This window comes from Streptomyces albiaxialis (assembly GCF_039530985.1).
In the GTDB taxonomy this organism is placed as follows: Bacteria; Actinomycetota; Actinomycetes; order Streptomycetales; family Streptomycetaceae; genus Streptomyces; species Streptomyces albiaxialis.
In genome coordinates, this window is record NZ_BAAAPE010000026.1 from 1 (window position 1) to 17,111 (window position 17,111).

Sequence of the window (17,111 nt, forward strand, 5' to 3'; positions counted from 1 at the left end):
TCGCCTGGGGCTTCTGGGCGAACGCCAGCGGCATGACCGGGCAGCTCAGCGACACCGACCTGCGGCGCATGGCGCGGGGCGGGATCATTCCGCTCGGTCAGGCCGAAGGCACCGCGCTGTTCGACGCCGCGCTCGCCTCCGCACGGCCCGTCGCGCTGACCGCCCGTCTCGACCTCAAGGCCGTAGCCGCGACCGGTGACGTCCCGGCGCTCCTGCGGGGGCTGGTGCGGGTCCGGCGCCGTGCCGCGGCCACCGGCGGCGGCACGGCCGACACGCTCGCCGAGCGCCTGCGTCCGATGAGCGGGGCAGAGCGCGAGCGGACCTTGGTGGAGCTGGTCCGCAGGCAGGCGTCCGCCGTGCTCGGCTACGACGGCAGCGACGCCGTGGGCACCACCCGGGCGTTCAAGGACCTCGGCTTCGACTCGCTCACGGCCGTGGAACTGCGCAACCGGCTCAACGCGGCCACCGGGCTGACCCTGCCCGCCACGCTGATCTTCGACTATCCGAACCCGGAGTCCCTCGCGCGCTACGTGCACGGGGAGCTGCTGGGTGTCGTGGCCGCGTCGGACAGCGCCCCGGCCGTTCCGGCGGTCCGGCCCGCCGACGACGATCCGATCGCGATCGTCGGCATGGCCTGCCGCTACCCGGGCGGAGTCACGTCCCCGGACGACCTCTGGCGACTCGTGGCCGGGGGCGGGGACGCCGTCTCCGGCTTCCCCGTCGACCGCGGCTGGGACCTGGACAATCTGTTCGGCGGTGACCCCTCCGAGAGCGGGAAGAGCGTCACGCGGCAGGGCGGATTCCTCTACGACGCGGGCGAGTTCGACGCGGGCTTCTTCGGGATCAGCCCCCGGGAGGCGCTGGCGGCCGATCCGCAGCAGCGGCTGCTGCTGGAGGCGTCCTGGGAGGCGTTCGAACACGCGGGGATCGACCCGACGGCCCTGCGCGGCAGCGCCACCGGGGTCTTCGCCGGGATCAACTACCACGACTACGCGCCCGTCGACGGCAACGTCCCGGAGGACATCGAGGGGTATCTGACGACGGGCGGCGCGGGCAGCGTGCTCTCGGGCCGTATCTCCTACTCGCTCGGCCTCGAAGGGCCCGCGGTGACCGTGGACACGGCGTGCTCCTCGTCGCTGGTCGCGCTCCATCTCGCGATCCAGGCGCTGCGCTCCGGGGAGTGCTCGATGGCCCTGGCGGGCGGTGCCTGCGTCATGGCCACGCCGGGCAACTTCGTCGAGTTCTCCCGGCAGCGCGGGCTCGCGCCGGACGGCCGCTGCAAGCCGTTCGCCGCCTCGGCCGACGGTACGGGCTGGGGCGAGGGCGCCGGCATGATCCTGGTCGAACGGCTCTCGGACGCGCGGCGCAACGGCCACCCGGTGCTCGCGGTCGTACGGGGCTCCGCCGTCAACCAGGACGGCGCGTCCAATGGATTGACGGCGCCGAACGGGCCGTCCCAGCAGCGCGTCATCCGCCAGGCCCTCGCGAACGCGGGCCTCGCGCCGTCCGAGGTGGACGCGGTCGAGGCGCACGGCACGGGCACGACGCTGGGCGACCCGATCGAGGCCCAGGCGGTACTGGCGACGTACGGGCAGGACCGCCCGGCCGACCAGCCGCTCTGGCTCGGTGCCGTGAAGTCGAACATCGGGCACACGCAGGCAGCCGCCGGTGCGGCCGGGATCATCAAGATGGTCCTCGCCATGCGGCACGGCGTCCTGCCCAGGACCCTGCACCTGGACGAGCCCACCCCGCACGTGGACTGGTCGTCCGGTGCCGTGGAACTCCTCGGCGAGGCCAGGGACTGGCCGGAGACCGGCCGCCCGCGCAGGACGGGCATCTCCGCCTTCGGCATCAGCGGCACCAACGCCCACGTCATCCTCGAACAGGCCCCCGTGGAAGAGCCCGCCGAGCCGGGTCCCGCGCCCGAGGCACCCGTCGAGAGCGGAGGGGCGGCCGCTACGGGCATGCTGGCGTGGCCGCTCTCCGCGCGCACGCAGGACGCCCTCTCCGCGCAGGCCGGGCGGCTCGTCGCCCACGCCGCCGAGCACCCGGAGGCGACCCCGGCCGACATCGGCTTCTCCCTGGCCACCACCCGCGCGGCACTCGAACACCGCGCGGTCGTCACCGGCACGGACCGCGACTCCCTGCTGGCCTCGGCCGCACGCCTGGCCGAGGGCGAGCACCCCACAGCGCTCGCCGGTGACCCGCGCGTGGGCGTGCTGTTCACGGGCCAGGGCGCGCAGCGGGTGGGGATGGGCCGGGGGCTCTACGAGGCGTATCCGGTCTTCGCCCGTGCCTGGGACGAGGTGTGTGCGAAGCTGGACGCGTACCTGCCGCGTTCGCTCGGTGAGGTGGCGTGGGGCGGCGAGGGCGGACTGCTGGATCAGACGCAGTACGCGCAGGCGGCGCTGTTCGCCGTCGAGGTCGCCCTGTACCGGCTGATGGAGTCGTACGGCCTGACGCCCGAGGTGTTGCTGGGCCACTCGATCGGTGAGGTCACGGCGGCCTATCTGGCGGGTGTGTGGTCGCTGGCGGATGCGGCGAAGCTCGTCGCGGCCAGGGGCCGGTTGATGCAGACCCTGCCCGCCGGTGGCGTGATGGTCTCGGTGCGGGCCTCCGAGGAGCAGGTCGTCCCGCTCCTGGAGGGGCGCGACGACGTGGGTGTCGCGGCCGTCAACGGGCCCGCCTCCGTCGTCGTCTCCGGCGCCGAAGAGGCCGTGGGGCAGGTGGCCGCCGCCTTGGAGACGGAGGGCTACAAGGTCAAGCGGCTGCGGGTGAGCCATGCGTTCCATTCGCCGCTGATGGACCCGATGCTGGCCCATTTCCGCGCGGTGACCGAGGAACTCGCCTACGCGGAGCCCGTGTTGCCGGTCGTCTCGAACGTCTCGGGCCGTATGGCGGAGCCCGGTGAGCTGTGCGACCCCGCCTACTGGGTCCGGCACGTGCGTGAGGCGGTTCGTTTCCACGACGGCATCGGCGCCGCGCACGCGGAGGGTGTGGGCACGTTCCTCGAACTGGGGCCCGACGGCGTGCTGTCCGCGATGGGGCAGGACTGCTTGCCGCCGGAGGCGGCCGTACTGCTGCCGAGCCTGCGCAAGGACCGTGACGAGCCCGAAGCCGTCGTCCAGGCGCTCGGTGGGCTGTGGTCGCGCGGCGTGGCGGTCGACTGGACGCCGTTCTTCCCGGGCGCGCGCACCGTGGAGTTGCCGACGTACGCGTTCCAGCGGGAGCACTACTGGCTGCGGGCCGACGCGGGGCGGGGCGACGTCGCCTCGATCGGGCTGGGCGCGGCGGACCATCCGCTGCTCGGCGCGGCGGTGACGCTGCCGGACTCCGTGGTCCTGACCGGGCGGCTCTCGCTGACCACCCACCCCTGGCTCGCCGACCACACCGTCATGGACACCGTGCTGCTGCCCGGCACCGCCCTGGTCGAACTCGCCGTCCAGGCCGGCGACCAGGTCGGCTGCGACCTGCTGGACGAGCTGACCCTGCACGCCCCGCTGGTCCTCCCGCCGCGCGGCGGCATGCAGCTCCGCGTCACGGTGGGCGAGGAGTCGGCCGAGGACGGGCGCCGCGAACTCGCCGTGCTGTCCCGGAACGAGAACGAGCCCGACCAGGAATGGACCCGGAACGCCACCGGCACGCTCGCCGTCGCGACGGACGCCGCGGCGCGCTTCGACGAGACCGTGTGGCCACCTGCCGAGGCCGAGCCCGTTCCGGTGGACGAGTTCTACGAGGAGCTGGTCTCCGTCGGCTTCGCGTACGGGCCGGTGTTCCAGGGGCTGCGTGCGGCCTGGCGACGGGGCGGGGAGGTGTTCGCCGAGGTCGCGCTGCCGGAGGACGCGGCCGCCGACGCGATGAGGTTCGCGCTGCACCCGGCCCTGCTCGACGCCGCGCTGCAGACCGTGGGGCTGCTGGGCGACGCCGCCTCGGGGCTGCCGTTCGCCTGGACCGGGGTCCGGCTGCACGCCGTCGGCGCGACCGCGCTGCGCGTGCAGCTCTCCCCGGCCGGTGACGGCGGGGTGCGGGTCCTGGTGGCGGACGAGACGGGCGCGCCCGTGGCCACCGTCGACTCCCTGGTGACGCGGCCTGTCCCGGCCGATCAGCTCGGCGCCGCCGAACGGCGGGGCTCGCTGTACGAGCTTGCCTGGACCGGCGTCGAGGCCGCCGCGCAACCCCTGTCCGGGCCCCTGACGGAACCCCTGCCCGGACCCCTGTCCGACCCCTTGCCCGACCCCCTGTCCGGCAACTGGACCGTGGTCGGCCCGGACGCGGAGCGGGTCGCCGCGCTCCTGCGGCGTACGGGCGCGGACGTCAGCACCTGCGCGGAACCGGAGAAGGCCGGGGGCCAGGACGCGGCGCCGGACTTCGTGGTGCTGCCGGTGGCGGCGCCCGTATCCGGCGCAGCGGGGAACGCGACGCCGGACGCGGTGCGCGCGGTCGTGCACGGAGTCCTCGGCACGGTCCAGGCCTGGCTGGCCGACGAACGCCTCGCGGGGGCACGGCTGATCGTGCTCACCCGGGGCGCGGTCTCGCCGGACGGGGCGCCGGCGGAGCTGGCGACGGCGCCGGTCTGGGGCCTGCTGCGGTCCGCGCAGTCGGAGCACCCGGGGCGGATCGTGCTGGCCGACCTCGACGACGAGGACGCCTCGACGGCGAAGCTGCCCGCGCTGCTCGCGACGGGTGAGCCGCAGGCGGCGATCCGCGGCGGGACTCTCACGGTGCCGCGCCTCGCAGCCACGGCCGTACACGCGCCGGAGGGGTCGGCCGGGCCGACGGGTCCGGCGGGCTCGGCGGGTCCGGAAGGAGCGGACGGCGCGGACGGCGCGGCGGTGTGGAACACCGGCGGCACGGTGCTGATCACCGGCGGCACCGGCGTCCTGGGCGCCGAGATCGCCCGGCACCTGGTGACCGGGCACGGCGTACGGAGCCTGGTGCTGACCAGCCGTACGGGCCCGTCGGCGGCGGGCGCGGCGGAGCTGCGGGACGAACTGACCGGGCTCGGCGCGCGGGTGGAGGTCGTCGCCTGCGACGCGGCCGACCGGGACGCCCTCGCCGGAGTGCTGGCCGGGATCCCGGCCGACGCCCCGCTGACCGGCGTGGTGCACACCGCCGGGGTCACGGACGACGGGGTGATCACCTCGCTCGACCCCGACCGGGTGGACCGCGTCCTGCGGCCGAAGGTCGACGCGGCCTGGAACCTGCACGAGCTGACCCGGGACCTCGGCGCGGACCTCTCCGCGTTCGTCCTGTTCTCGTCGGTCGCTGGGATTCTGGGCGCACCCGGGCAGGGCAACTACGCAGCCGCCAACACCTTCCTGGACGCGCTCGCCGCGCACCGGAGGGCGGCGGGCCTGCCCGCGGTCTCGCTGCCCTGGGGCCTGTGGGCGCGGAGCAGCGGGATGACCGGGAAGCTCGCCGACACCGACCTGCGGCGCATCGGGAGCGGCGGCCTCGTGCCGCTCTCCTCCGAGGCCGGGGCGGCGCTCTTCGACGCGGCCACGGCACTCGCCGCGCGTACCCCCGTATCCGGTCCCGCTCCCGGCGCGGCCGTCGTCGTCCCGATGGACCTGGACCCGCGCAAGGTGGCGGCCTCGGGCGACGTACCGCCGGTGCTGCGCGGGGTGGTACGGGCTCCCGCGCGCCGCGCGGCGGCCTCCGGGCCGGTCACGGCGGAGGTGTCGCTGGGCGAGCGGCTGGGCGCGGTGCCGACGGCCGAACGGTCCGGAGTCGTGCTCGACCTGGTGCGTACGCACGTCGCCGCGGTCCTCGGACACGCGGACACGGCGAAGACGAAGGCGGAGCAGCAGTTCACCGAGCTGGGCTTCGACTCGCTGACCGCGCTGGAACTGCGCAACCGGCTGCACACCGCCACCGGGCTGCGGCTCCCCGCCACGCTGATCTTCGACTACCCGACCTCCGCCGCGCTCGCGGCGCACATCCTCGACGAGGTGGGCGTCGACGAGCCCGATCCCGTCGCGACGGTGCTGGCCACCATCGAAAAGCTGGAGGCCGGGCTCTCGTCGCTGCGGACGGAGAACGGCGACCGGAGGGAAATCACCAAGCGCCTGGAGCGCGCGCTGAGCCAGTACCGCGACGGCGACGCGGCGGAATTCGGCGACGACGCGGACAGCGATCTCCGGGACGCCTCCACCGATGAACTGCTGGACGTCTTTGACCGGGAGTTCGGCAACTCATGATCTTCCAGAACATCTTTCGTGCCGGTCGAAGGGGCGGAACCAGGTGACCAACGACAAGAAACTTGTCGAGTATCTCAAGCAGGCCACGATCGACCTCAGGCAGACGCGTCGCCGGATCTGGGAACTCGAATCCGAGCCGATCGCGATCGTCGGCATGGCCTGCCGCTATCCCGGCGGGGTCGCCTCTCCGGAGGAGCTGTGGACCCTGCTGTCCGAGGGCCGCGACGGCATGTCCGCCTTTCCGGAGGACCGGGGCTGGGACGTCGAGGGCCTTTACGACCCCGACCCGGAGAATCCCGGCACCTCCTACGTCCGCGAGGGCGGATTCCTGCGGGACGCCGCGGAATTCGACCCGGGATTCTTCGGCATATCGCCGCACGAGGCCCTGGCAATGGACCCCCAGCAGCGCCTGCTGCTGGAAACCGCGTGGGAGACGTTCGAACGCGCCGGAATCGACCCCGGCACCCTGCGGGGCAGCAGGACCGGGGTCTACGCCGGGCTGATGTACCACAACTACGCCGCGCGGGTCGTCGACGTCCCCGACGAGATCGCCGGCTTCATGAGCACCGGCGCGGTGAGCAGCGTGGTGTCCGGCCGGATCTCGTACCTCTTCGGCTTCGAGGGCCCCGCCGTCACCGTGGACACCGCCTGCTCCTCGTCGCTGGTCGCGCTGCACCAGGCCGTACTGGCACTGCGCGCGGGGGAGTGCGAACTCGCCCTGGCGGGCGGCGTGACGGTGATGGCCACGGCGGACACCTTCGTCGACTTCTCCCACCAGCGCGGCCTGGCCGCCGACGGCCGCTGCAAGCCGTTCGCCGCCGCGGCGGACGGCACGGGCTGGGGCGAGGGGGCCGGGCTGCTGCTGGTCGAGCGGCTCTCGGACGCGCAGCGCAACGGCCACCCGGTGCTCGCGGTGATACGGGGCTCCGCCGTCAACCAGGACGGCGCGTCGAACGGTCTGACGGCGCCGAACGGGCCGTCCCAGCAGCGCGTCATCCGCCAGGCCCTCGCGAACGGACATCTGTCCGCGACGGACGTGGACGCGGTCGAGGCGCACGGGACCGGAACGACGCTCGGGGACCCGATCGAGGCCCAGGCGCTCCTGGCGACGTACGGCCAGGACCGCCCGGCCGACCGCCCCCTGTGGCTGGGCGGCATCAAGTCGAACCTCGGACACACGCAGGCCGCAGCCGGCGTCGCCGGGATCATCAAGATGGTCCTCGCCATGCGGCACGGCGTACTGCCCCGGACCCTGCACGTCGACGCGCCCTCACCGCACGTCGACTGGTCGGCGGGAGCGGTGGAGCTGCTGACCGAGGAGCGGGACTGGCCGGAGAGCGAACGGCCGCGCCGGGCCGGGGTGTCCTCGTTCGGCATCAGCGGCACCAACGCCCACGTCATCCTCGAACAGGCCCCCTCCGACGACCGCTCTGAGGGCTCCGAGGACTCCGAAGGCCCCGCTCCCGCGCCGCCGACGGCGTCCGACCCGTCCGGCCTGGTGCCCTGGGTGCTGTCCGCCCGTTCCCGGCCCGCGCTCACCGCGCAGGCGGCCAAACTCGCGGCCTTCGTGGACGAGCAGCCGGACGCGCACCCCGTGGACATCGGCTTCTCCCTGGTCACCACGCGTGCCGCCCTCGACCACCGCGCGGTCGTGCTGGCCGCCGACCGCCCCGGGCTGCACACCTCGGTCTCCGCCCTGGCCACCGACGGTGCGGCCATCGGCGCCATCACCGGCCTGGTCGCCGACGGCAAGCTCGGCGTGCTGTTCACGGGTCAGGGTGCGCAGCGAGTGGGGATGGGCCGGGAGCTGTACGAGGCGTATCCGGTCTTCGCCCGTGCCTGGGACGAGGTGTGCGGGGAGCTGGACGCGTACTTGCCCCGTCCGCTCGGCGAGGTCGTGTGGGGCGGCGAGGGTGGGCTGCTGGATCGGACGCAGTACGCGCAGGCGGCGCTGTTCGCGGTCGAGGTGGCGCTGTATCGGCTGGTGGAGTCGTACGGGGTGGCGCCCGAGGTGTTGCTGGGTCACTCCATTGGTGAGGTGACGGCGGCGTATCTGGCGGGTGTGTGGTCGCTGGCGGATGCGGCGAAGTTGGTTGCTGCGCGGGGGCGGTTGATGCAGGCGCTGCCGGACGGTGGGGTGATGGTGTCGGTGCGGGCGCCGGAGGATGCGGTTGTCCCGCTCCTGGAGGGGCGCGAGGATGTGGGTGTCGCTGCGGTCAACGGCCCGGCCTCCGTCGTCATTTCCGGCGCCGAGGAGGCGGTCGAGCAGGTTGCTGCCGCTCTGGAGGCGGAGGGGCACAAGGTCAAGCGGCTTCGCGTGAGCCATGCCTTCCATTCGCCACTGATGGACCCGATGCTGGCCGACTTCCGCGCGGTGGCCGAGGAACTCACGTACACGGAGCCGGTGTTGCCGGTCGTCTCGAATGTCTCGGGTCGTATGGCGGAGCCCGGTGAGCTGTGCGATCCCGCGTACTGGGTCCGGCACGTGCGTGAGGCGGTTCGTTTCCATGACGGCATCGGTGCCGCGCACGCGGAGGGTGTGGGCACGTTCCTCGAACTGGGGCCCGACGGGGTGCTGTCCGCGATGGGGCAGGACTGTCTGGCGCAGGAGACGGAGGACGTGGCCTTCGTGCCCGTGCTGCGCAAGGACCGTTCGGAGCCCGAGGCGGCGACGGAGGCACTGGCCGGGCTCTGGGTCCGGGGGGTCTCCGTCGACTGGGAGCGGATGGTCGGCGGCGGACGTCGGGTGGAGCTGCCGACGTACGCGTTCCAGCGGCAGCACTTCTGGCTGGAGGGCGACACCGGCGTCGGCGATGTGACGGCCGCGGGGCTGGGCGCCGCCGAGCATCCGCTGCTCGGCGCCACCGTGAGCCTGCCGGACGCCGTCGTCCTCGCCGGGCGGCTGTCCCTGGCCACCCACCTCTGGCTGGCCGATCACGCGGTGCTCGGCGCCACGGTCCTGCCCGGCGCGGCACTGGTCGAACTCGCGGTCCAGGCCGGGGACCAGGTCGGCTGCGACCTGGTCGAGGAACTCGCCGTACGGTCGCCGCTGGTGCTGCCGGAACGGGGCGGCGTGCAGCTCCGGGTCGTCGTCGCCGAGCCCGCCCAGCCCGCCGAGGACGGCGCGCCCGGCGCGGACGGGCGGCGGGAACTGGCGGTGTACTCCCGGTTCGAGGACTCGCCCGAGCAGTCCTGGACCCTGCACGCCAGCGGCGTACTGGCGGCCGACGGCGCCGGAACGGCGGTGCCCTCCGGCGCCTCGGCCCGCCCGCCGGAGGGTGCCGAGGCGCTCTCCGTGGACGCCTGTTACGACGCGCTCGGCGCCGCCGGCTTCCATCACGGCGCCCTCTTCCAGGGCCTCCGGACCGCCTGGCGGCACGGGGACGAGATCTACGCCGAGGTCGCTCTGCCCGACGAGGCCGCCGCCGACGCGGCGAAGTTCGGGCTGCACCCCGCCCTGCTCGACGCCGCGCTGCAACCGGCGCTCCAGCCTGCGCCCGGCGGGCCGCGGCTCCCCGCGTCCTGGTCCGGGGTGCGGCTGCACGCGGTGGGCGCCACCTCGTTGCGGGTCCGGCTGACGAGGGAGGGCGACGGCTACGCGCTCCTCGTCACGGACGAGGCCGACGGCCCGGTGGCGACCGTGGACGCGGTGCGCTGCGAGCCCGTGGACCCCGAGCAGCTCGCCGCGGCGGCGGATGCGGCCATGGCTACGGCTTCCGCTTCGGCTTCGGCCATGGGCGTTCCGGGCGAGCGCGACGCGCTCTTTGCGGTGGAGTGGACGCCCCTCCCGGAACGCCCGCGTACCGCCGCCGGTAGCGGAGGCGGCGGTGACGACCTCGTATTCCTGTACCCGTCGGCGGGTGGGGCGGCGAGCGTTCCGGACGGCGTACGCGCGGCGGCCGGGCAGGTGCTGGAGCGGCTGCGGAGCTGGGTCGCCGACGGCCAGGACCGGAGTGCCGGTGACCGACTGGTGATCGTGACGCGGGGCGCCGTGTCCGTAGCCGGTGAACCGGTGGATCTGAACGTGGCGCCGCTCTGGGGGCTGGTGCGCTCGGCGCAGTCGGAGCACCCGGGCCGCTTCGTCCTGGTCGACGTCGACACCGACACCGATACCGACACCGACACCAATACCGACACCGGCACAGGTATCGATGAAGACATACGTGCCGCCATCGGCGCGGCCGTAGCCGCTGGCGAGTCCGAACTCGCCCTCCGCGACGGGGTTCTGTCGGCCCCCCGGCTCGTCAGGCCCGAGGCGTCGCCCGGCGGGAACACGCCCTGGGGTCCCGACGGGACCGTGCTCGTCACCGGCGGCACCGGCACCCTGGGAGCCCTGATCGCCCGGCACCTGGTGACCGCGCACGGCGTCCGCCACCTCCTGCTGACGAGCCGCCGCGGCCCGGAAGCGACGGGAGCGGACGCGCTCCGCGAGGAACTGACCGGACTGGGCGCCCGGGTGGAGATCGCCGCCTGCGACGCCGCGGACCGCGAAGCACTCGCCGGACTGCTCGCGGGGATCCCCGAGGACGCCCCGCTGACCGGCGTGGTGCACACCGCCGGTGTCACCTCCGACGGCACCCTCGGCTCCCTCACGGCGGAGCGCATGGAGACCGTGCTGCGCCCGAAGGTGGACGCGGCGTGGAACCTGCACGAGCTGACGAGGGACCTGGACCTCTCCGCGTTCGTCCTCTTCTCCTCGGCCGCCGGACTGCTCGGCGCCGCGGGACAGGCCAACTACGCCACCGCCAACGCCTTCCTCGACGCCCTCGCCCGCCACCGCCGCGAGACCGGGCTTCCCGGCGCCTCCCTGGCCTGGGGCCTGTGGGCCGAGAACAGCGAGATCACCCGGCAGCTCAGCGACACCGACCGGCGGCGGATGGCCCGTGGCGGACTCGTCCCGCTCGGCGCGGCGGAGGGAGTCGCCCTCTTCGACGCCGCGCTCGCCACGGACAGCGCGCTGTCCGTACCGCTGCGGCTGGACCTACGGGCACTCGCCGCCTCCGGCGAGGCGGCACCCGCCCTGCGCGGCCTGGTGCCGCTGCGCCGGCGTGCCGCCTCGGGGATCCCGGGCGGCGCGGGCGCGGGCAACGCGCTGCGGGACCGCCTCGCGGGGTTGCCGCAGGCCGACCAGGACCGCGCGCTGAGAGAGCTGGTGACGGCCCAGATCGCGCTGGTGCTCGGCTACGCGGGCGGCGGCGCGGTGGAGGCCTCGCGGGCGTTCAAGGACCTCGGCTTCGACTCGCTGAGCGCCGTGGAGCTGCGCAACCGCCTGGACGCCGCCACGGGGCTCGGCCTCTCCGCCACGCTCGTCTTCGACCACCCGACGCCCGCCGCCCTCGTGCGGCACCTGCGCGAGGAACTGCTCGGCGGGCACACGGCCGCACCCGTGGCGCGGGCCCGGGGAGCGGCGGACGACGAGCCGATCGCGATCGTCGGCATGGCCTGCCGCTTCCCCGGAGGCGTCACCTCGCCCGCGCAGCTCTGGGACCTGCTGGCCCGTGGCGAGGACGCGGTCGGCGGCTTCCCCGGCGACCGAGGCTGGGACGTCGAACGGCTCTACCACCCCGACCCCGACCACCACGGCACCTCCTACGTCCGCGAGGGCGGCTTCGTCCGGGACGTGGCGGGCTTCGACCCCGCGTTCTTCGGGATATCGCCGCGCGAGGCCCTGGCCATGGACCCGCAGCAGCGGCTCCTGCTGGAGACGTCCTGGGAGGCCCTGGAGGACGCGGGCATCGACCCGACGACCCTGCGCGGAGCCGACACCGGCGTCTTCGTCGGCACCAACGGCCAGGAGTACGGCTCGATCCTGCCCCAGGGCTCCGCCGACGTGGACGGCCACCTCGCCACCGGCACGGCGGGCAGCGTCGTCTCCGGGCGCATCTCCTACTCCTTCGGCCTGGAGGGCCCCGCACTCACCGTCGACACGGCCTGCTCGTCCTCGCTGGTCACGCTGCATCTCGCGGTCCAGGCACTGCGCTCGGGCGAATGCTCCCTGGCCCTGACCGGCGGCGTGACGCTCCTGGCCACCCCCGGCGTCTTCGTCGAGTTCTCGCGGCAGCGCGGCCTCGCGACGGACGGCCGCTGCAAGGCGTTCGCGGACGCGGCGGACGGTACGGGCTGGGGCGAGGGCGTGGGCATGCTGCTGGTCGAGCGGCTGTCCGACGCGCGCCGGAACGGGCATCGGGTGCTGGCGGTCGTACGGGGCTCCGCCGTCAACCAGGACGGCGCGTCGAACGGTCTGACGGCGCCGAACGGGCCGTCCCAGCAGCGCGTCATCCGGCAGGCGTTGGCGAACGCGGGCCTCGAACCCTCCCACGTGGACGCGGTCGAGGCGCATGGGACCGGGACGACGTTGGGTGACCCGATCGAGGCGCAGGCGTTGCTGGCGACGTACGGGCAGGGCCGGGACGAGCCTCTGTGGCTCGGGTCGATCAAGTCCAACATCGGGCACACGCAGGCCGCCGCCGGTGTGGCGGGCGTGATGAAGATGGTCCTCGCCATGCGGGAGGGCACCCTGCCGCAGAGCCTCCACATCGATGAGCCCTCGTCGCACGTGGAGTGGTCGGCGGGCGCGGTGGAGCTGCTCGCCGAGGGACGCACTTGGCCGGAGACGGGGCGTCCGCGTCGTGCGGGTGTGTCGTCGTTCGGGATCAGCGGTACGAACGCGCATGTGGTGCTGGAGCAGGCGCCGGAGGTGGAGGAGCCGGAGCCCGCTGTCGAGGCCGTTGAGAGTGGCGGTCCGGTGCCGTGGGTGGTGTCGGGGCGTTCTGAGGGTGCGTTGGTGGCGCAGGCGGGGCGGTTGGCCTCGTTCCTGGAGGAGCGGCCGGGGCTGTCGCCGGTGGCGGTCGGCGTCTCGCTGCTGAACTCGCGTGCGGCGCTGGAGTACCGGGCGGTGGTGCCGGGTGGGGACCTTGACGCCCTGCGGGCCTTGGACGGCTCGGGTGTGGTGCGGGGGTCTACGGGCACGGGCGCGGGCTCGCGGGTTGTGCTGGTCTTCCCTGGTCAGGGGTCGCAGTGGCTTGGGATGGCCGATGAGCTGTTGGCGTCCTCGCCGGTGTTCGCGGGGCGGATGACTGAGTGCGGGGCGGCCCTGTCGGAGTTCGTGGAGTGGGAGTTGCTGTCTGTCCTCGGGGATGAGGACATGCTCGCGCGGGTGGACGTGGTCCAGCCGGTGTTGTGGGCGGTGATGGTCTCGCTGGCCGGCGTGTGGGAGGAGTGCGGGGTCACGCCTGCTGCCGTGGTGGGTCACTCGCAGGGTGAGATCGCGGCTGCTTGTGTCGCCGGGGCGCTCTCGCTTCGTGACGGGGCCCGGGTGGTGGCGTTGCGGAGTCAGGCGATCGGCCGGGTGTTGGCCGGTGGCGGCGGCATGGCCTCGGTGGCGGCTTCGCGGGAGGCGGTGGAGGAGCGGATCGCCCAGTGGGGTGAGCGGATCTCGGTCGCGGCGGTCAACGGACCTTCCTCGACGGTTGTTTCCGGTGAGCCGGAAGCCCTGCAAGAGCTGCTGGCCGAGTGTGAGGAAGCGGGGGTGCGGGCGCGTCAGGTTCCCGTGGATTACGCCTCGCACGGCCCTCAGGTCGAGGCCCTGCGGGACGAGCTTGCCGCCCTGCTCGCAGGCGTCGAGCCGGTCGAAGGCCGTATCCCGTTCTACTCGGCGGTGACGGCGGCGCCCGTATCCGGTGAGGAGCTGGGCGCTTCGTACTGGTTCGAGAATCTGCGCAACACGGTTCGGTTCGAGGAGGCCGTGCAGGCGCTCCTGGCCGACGGGCACGGAGTGTTCGTCGAGTGCAGTGCGCACCCCGTCCTTACCCCGGGCATCGAGGACACCGCGCAGAACGCGGACACCCCGGTCGTCGTGACCGGCACGCTGCGGCGCGACGAGGGCGGACGAGCCCGGCTCGTACAGTCCCTCGGGCACCTGTGGGCCCACGGCGTGCCCGTCGACTGGAGCACCTACCTCCCGACCACCGGCAAGCGCGTCGATCTGCCGACGTACGCCTTCCAGCGCCAGCGCTACTGGTTGTCCGGTTCGGGGACCACGCAGGATGCCGCCGGGCTCGGGCTGCGACCGGTCGAGCACCCGCTCGTACCGGCTGCCGTGCCCATGGCCGGGGCGGACACGGTCGTGCTCACCGGGCGGATCAGTACGGTCACGCACCCCTGGATCGCCGAGCACGCCGTTCAGGGTGCCGCGATCCTGCCCGGAACGGGCTACGTGGATCTGGCGATCAGGGCGGGCGACCAGGTCGGCTGCTCCAGGGTGGAGGAACTCGTACTGGAGGCACCGCTGGTCCTTCCGGAGAAGGGCGGGGTGCAGCTCCAGGTCACCGTCGGTGCTCCGGACGAGCAGGGGCGGCGGCCGGTCAGCGTGCACTCGCGGGCCGACGACGCGCTCGACGGCGAGCCGTGGACCGAGCACGCGAACGGGCTTCTCGGGCCGGACACCGCCGCGGCCGGAGGTACCGGGCTCGATGTCTGGCCGCCGAAGGGCGCCACCCCCGTGGACCTGGACGGGATCTACGAGCAGCTCGCGGCGGCCGGGGTCGAGTACGGTCCCGTCTTCCGGGGCCTGCGCGAGGTCTGGCGCCAGGGCGACGATCTCTACGCGGAGGTCGCGCTGCCGCAGGACCAGCGGGACGAGGCCGGGCGGTTCGGGCTGCATCCGGCTCTGCTCGACTCCGTGCTGCACGCCCTGTCGTGGGGGCCGCTCGCGGAGCAGGGCGAGGGCCCGTGGATGCCGTTCACCTGGAACGGGGTCTCGCTCCACGCGACCGGCGCGACCGCCCTGCGGGCCCGCCTGACCACCGATCCGAACGGCGCCGTGACGCTGGACGTCGCCGACGGTCTGGGCGAACCCATCGCCACCGTCGACGCGTTGCGGCTCCGGGCCGTCACCGCCACCGCGCTGACGGCCGGCGCCGCCCCGCGCGACACGCTCTTCCGGCCCGAGTGGACGCCCCTGCACGGGCCGGAGTTCATGGGCACCTGGGTCGTGCTCGGCGCGGACCCCGACGGCCGGCTGGCAGCGGCGTTCACGGGATCCGAGGCCGCGAACGGCAGCGTACGGGACAACCCCGCCGACCCCACGGACCCCACCAGTCTCGCCGACCTCGCCGCCCTCGGCGCGGCGGTCGACGCGGGCGCGCCCGTACCCGACGTCGTACTGGTGGCCGCCCCGCGCGGCACTCATGACGGGACCGTCCCGGAGACGGTGCGCGGCGCCGTCGGCGACACCTTGGCGCTCGTCCGGGACTGGCTGGCGGACGACCGGTTCGCCGCGTCCCGGCTGGTGCTGGTCACGCGCGGCGCGATGGCGGCCGAGGGCGACGAACCGGTGAGCGATCTGCCGCACGCGGCGAGCTGGGGGCTGCTCCGGTCCGCGCAGTCCGAGCACCCGGGACGGTTCGTCCTCGTCGACCTCGACGAGGACGCCTCCTCGGCCGCGGCCCTGCCGCAGGTGCTCGGCTCGGGCGAGCCGCAGGCCGTGGTCCGCGAAGGCATGCCCCGCGCCGTACGGCTCGCGCGGGTCCACCGGACGGGCGAGGCCCCGGACCTCGACGCGCGGGGCACGGTCCTGATCACCGGCGGCACCGGAATGATCGGCGCCCTCGTGGCCCGTCATCTGGTGACGCGGCACGGCATGCGGCACCTCGTGCTGGCGAGCCGCCGTGGCGCGGCGGGCCCGGGCGCGACGGAGCTGCGGGACGAACTGGCGGCGCTCGGCGCGGAGGTCACGCTCGCGGCGTGCGACGCCGCCGACCGGGACGCGCTGGCGGAGCTGCTGGCCGCCGTCCCGGGGGACCGTCCGCTGACCGCGGTCGTGCACGCGGCCGGGGTGGTCGAGGACAGCGTGGTCACCTCGCTCACCCCGGAGAAGCTGGAGGCCGTGCTGCGGCCCAAGGCGGACGCGGCGTGGAACCTGCACGAGCTGACCCGTGACCTGTGCCCGGACCTGTCGGCGTTCATCCTGTTCTCCTCGGCGGCGGCACACTTCGGCAACGCCGGGCAGGGCAACTACGCGGCCGCCAACGCCTTCCTGGACGCCCTGGCGCACCGGCGCCGGAGCGAGGGGCTGCCCGCCGTCTCGATGGCCTGGAGCGTCTGGGCCGAGCGGGTCATGGCGGCGGACCAGGCCGAGGAGATGCGCGCGGAGCGGATCTCGGCCGGAGCGATGACCGCCGAACTCGGCATGGTCCTCTTCGAGCACGCCCGCCGGGCCGACGAGCCCGTGCTGGTGCCGATCCCGCTGGACGTCCCGGCGATCCGGGCCCTGCCCAGGGACCGGGTGCCGGTCCTGCTGCACGGCCTGATGCCGGGCGAGGCGCGGCGCTCCGCCGGCGCAGAGGGACCGGGAGAGAAGGGCTGGGCGGAACGGCTCGCCGCGATGCCCGCCGACAAGCAGCGGGAGACCGTGCTGGCCCTGGTCCGGCACCAGGTCGCGTCGGTGCTCGCCTACGAGTCCGCCGACCAGGTCGAGGACCAGCGGCCCTTCAAGGACCTGGGGTTCGACTCGCTGACCGCCGTGAAGCTGCGCAACCAGCTCGCCGCGGTCGGCGGCGTCACCCTGCCCGCCACCCTCGTCTTCGATCACCCGACCCCGGTCGCGCTCACCGAGTTCCTCCTGACGGAGCTGGTCCCGGCCGAGGCGGACCCCGCGGCCCGGCTGCTCGCCGAACTCGACAGGATCGCCGCCGGGCTCCCGGACCTCGACCCCGACGCCGCGGAACGGGAGAAGATCACCACCCGGCTGCGGACCCTGCTGTGGCAGTGGGACGAGAACCGGAACGGCGAGGGCCCGGAGAACTCCGGCGAGGACCTCGAAAAAGCCACCGACGACGAGCTCTTCGAGGCGCTCGACAACGAACTCGGAATGTCCTGACGCGTGCGGATCAGCGGATCAAGCGCCTGACA

General features: G+C 74.1%; 2 protein-coding genes. Both read left to right on the top strand.

Going from position 1 to position 17,111, the window contains the following annotated elements:
* Window positions 1-68 precede the first annotated feature (68 nt).
* Window positions 69-6,200: a type I polyketide synthase gene (locus tag ABD343_RS37205; protein WP_425578365.1), complete on the top strand. Its 6,132-nt coding sequence runs from the start codon at window positions 69-71 to the stop codon at window positions 6,198-6,200.
* A 43-nt stretch (window positions 6,201-6,243) separates the two neighbouring features.
* A complete protein-coding gene (locus ABD343_RS37210) occupies window positions 6,244-17,079 on the top strand; it encodes a type I polyketide synthase (RefSeq protein WP_344534858.1) in 10,836 nt (3,611 codons plus the stop codon).
* The last annotated feature ends 32 nt before the right edge of the window (window positions 17,080-17,111 follow it).

Bases quoted from the DNA above. Each gene is read 5' to 3' on its own strand.
- ABD343_RS37205 (WP_425578365.1), top strand. From the start codon at position 69: ATGGCGCGGGGCGGGATCATTCCGCTCGGTCAGGCCGAAGGCACCGCG.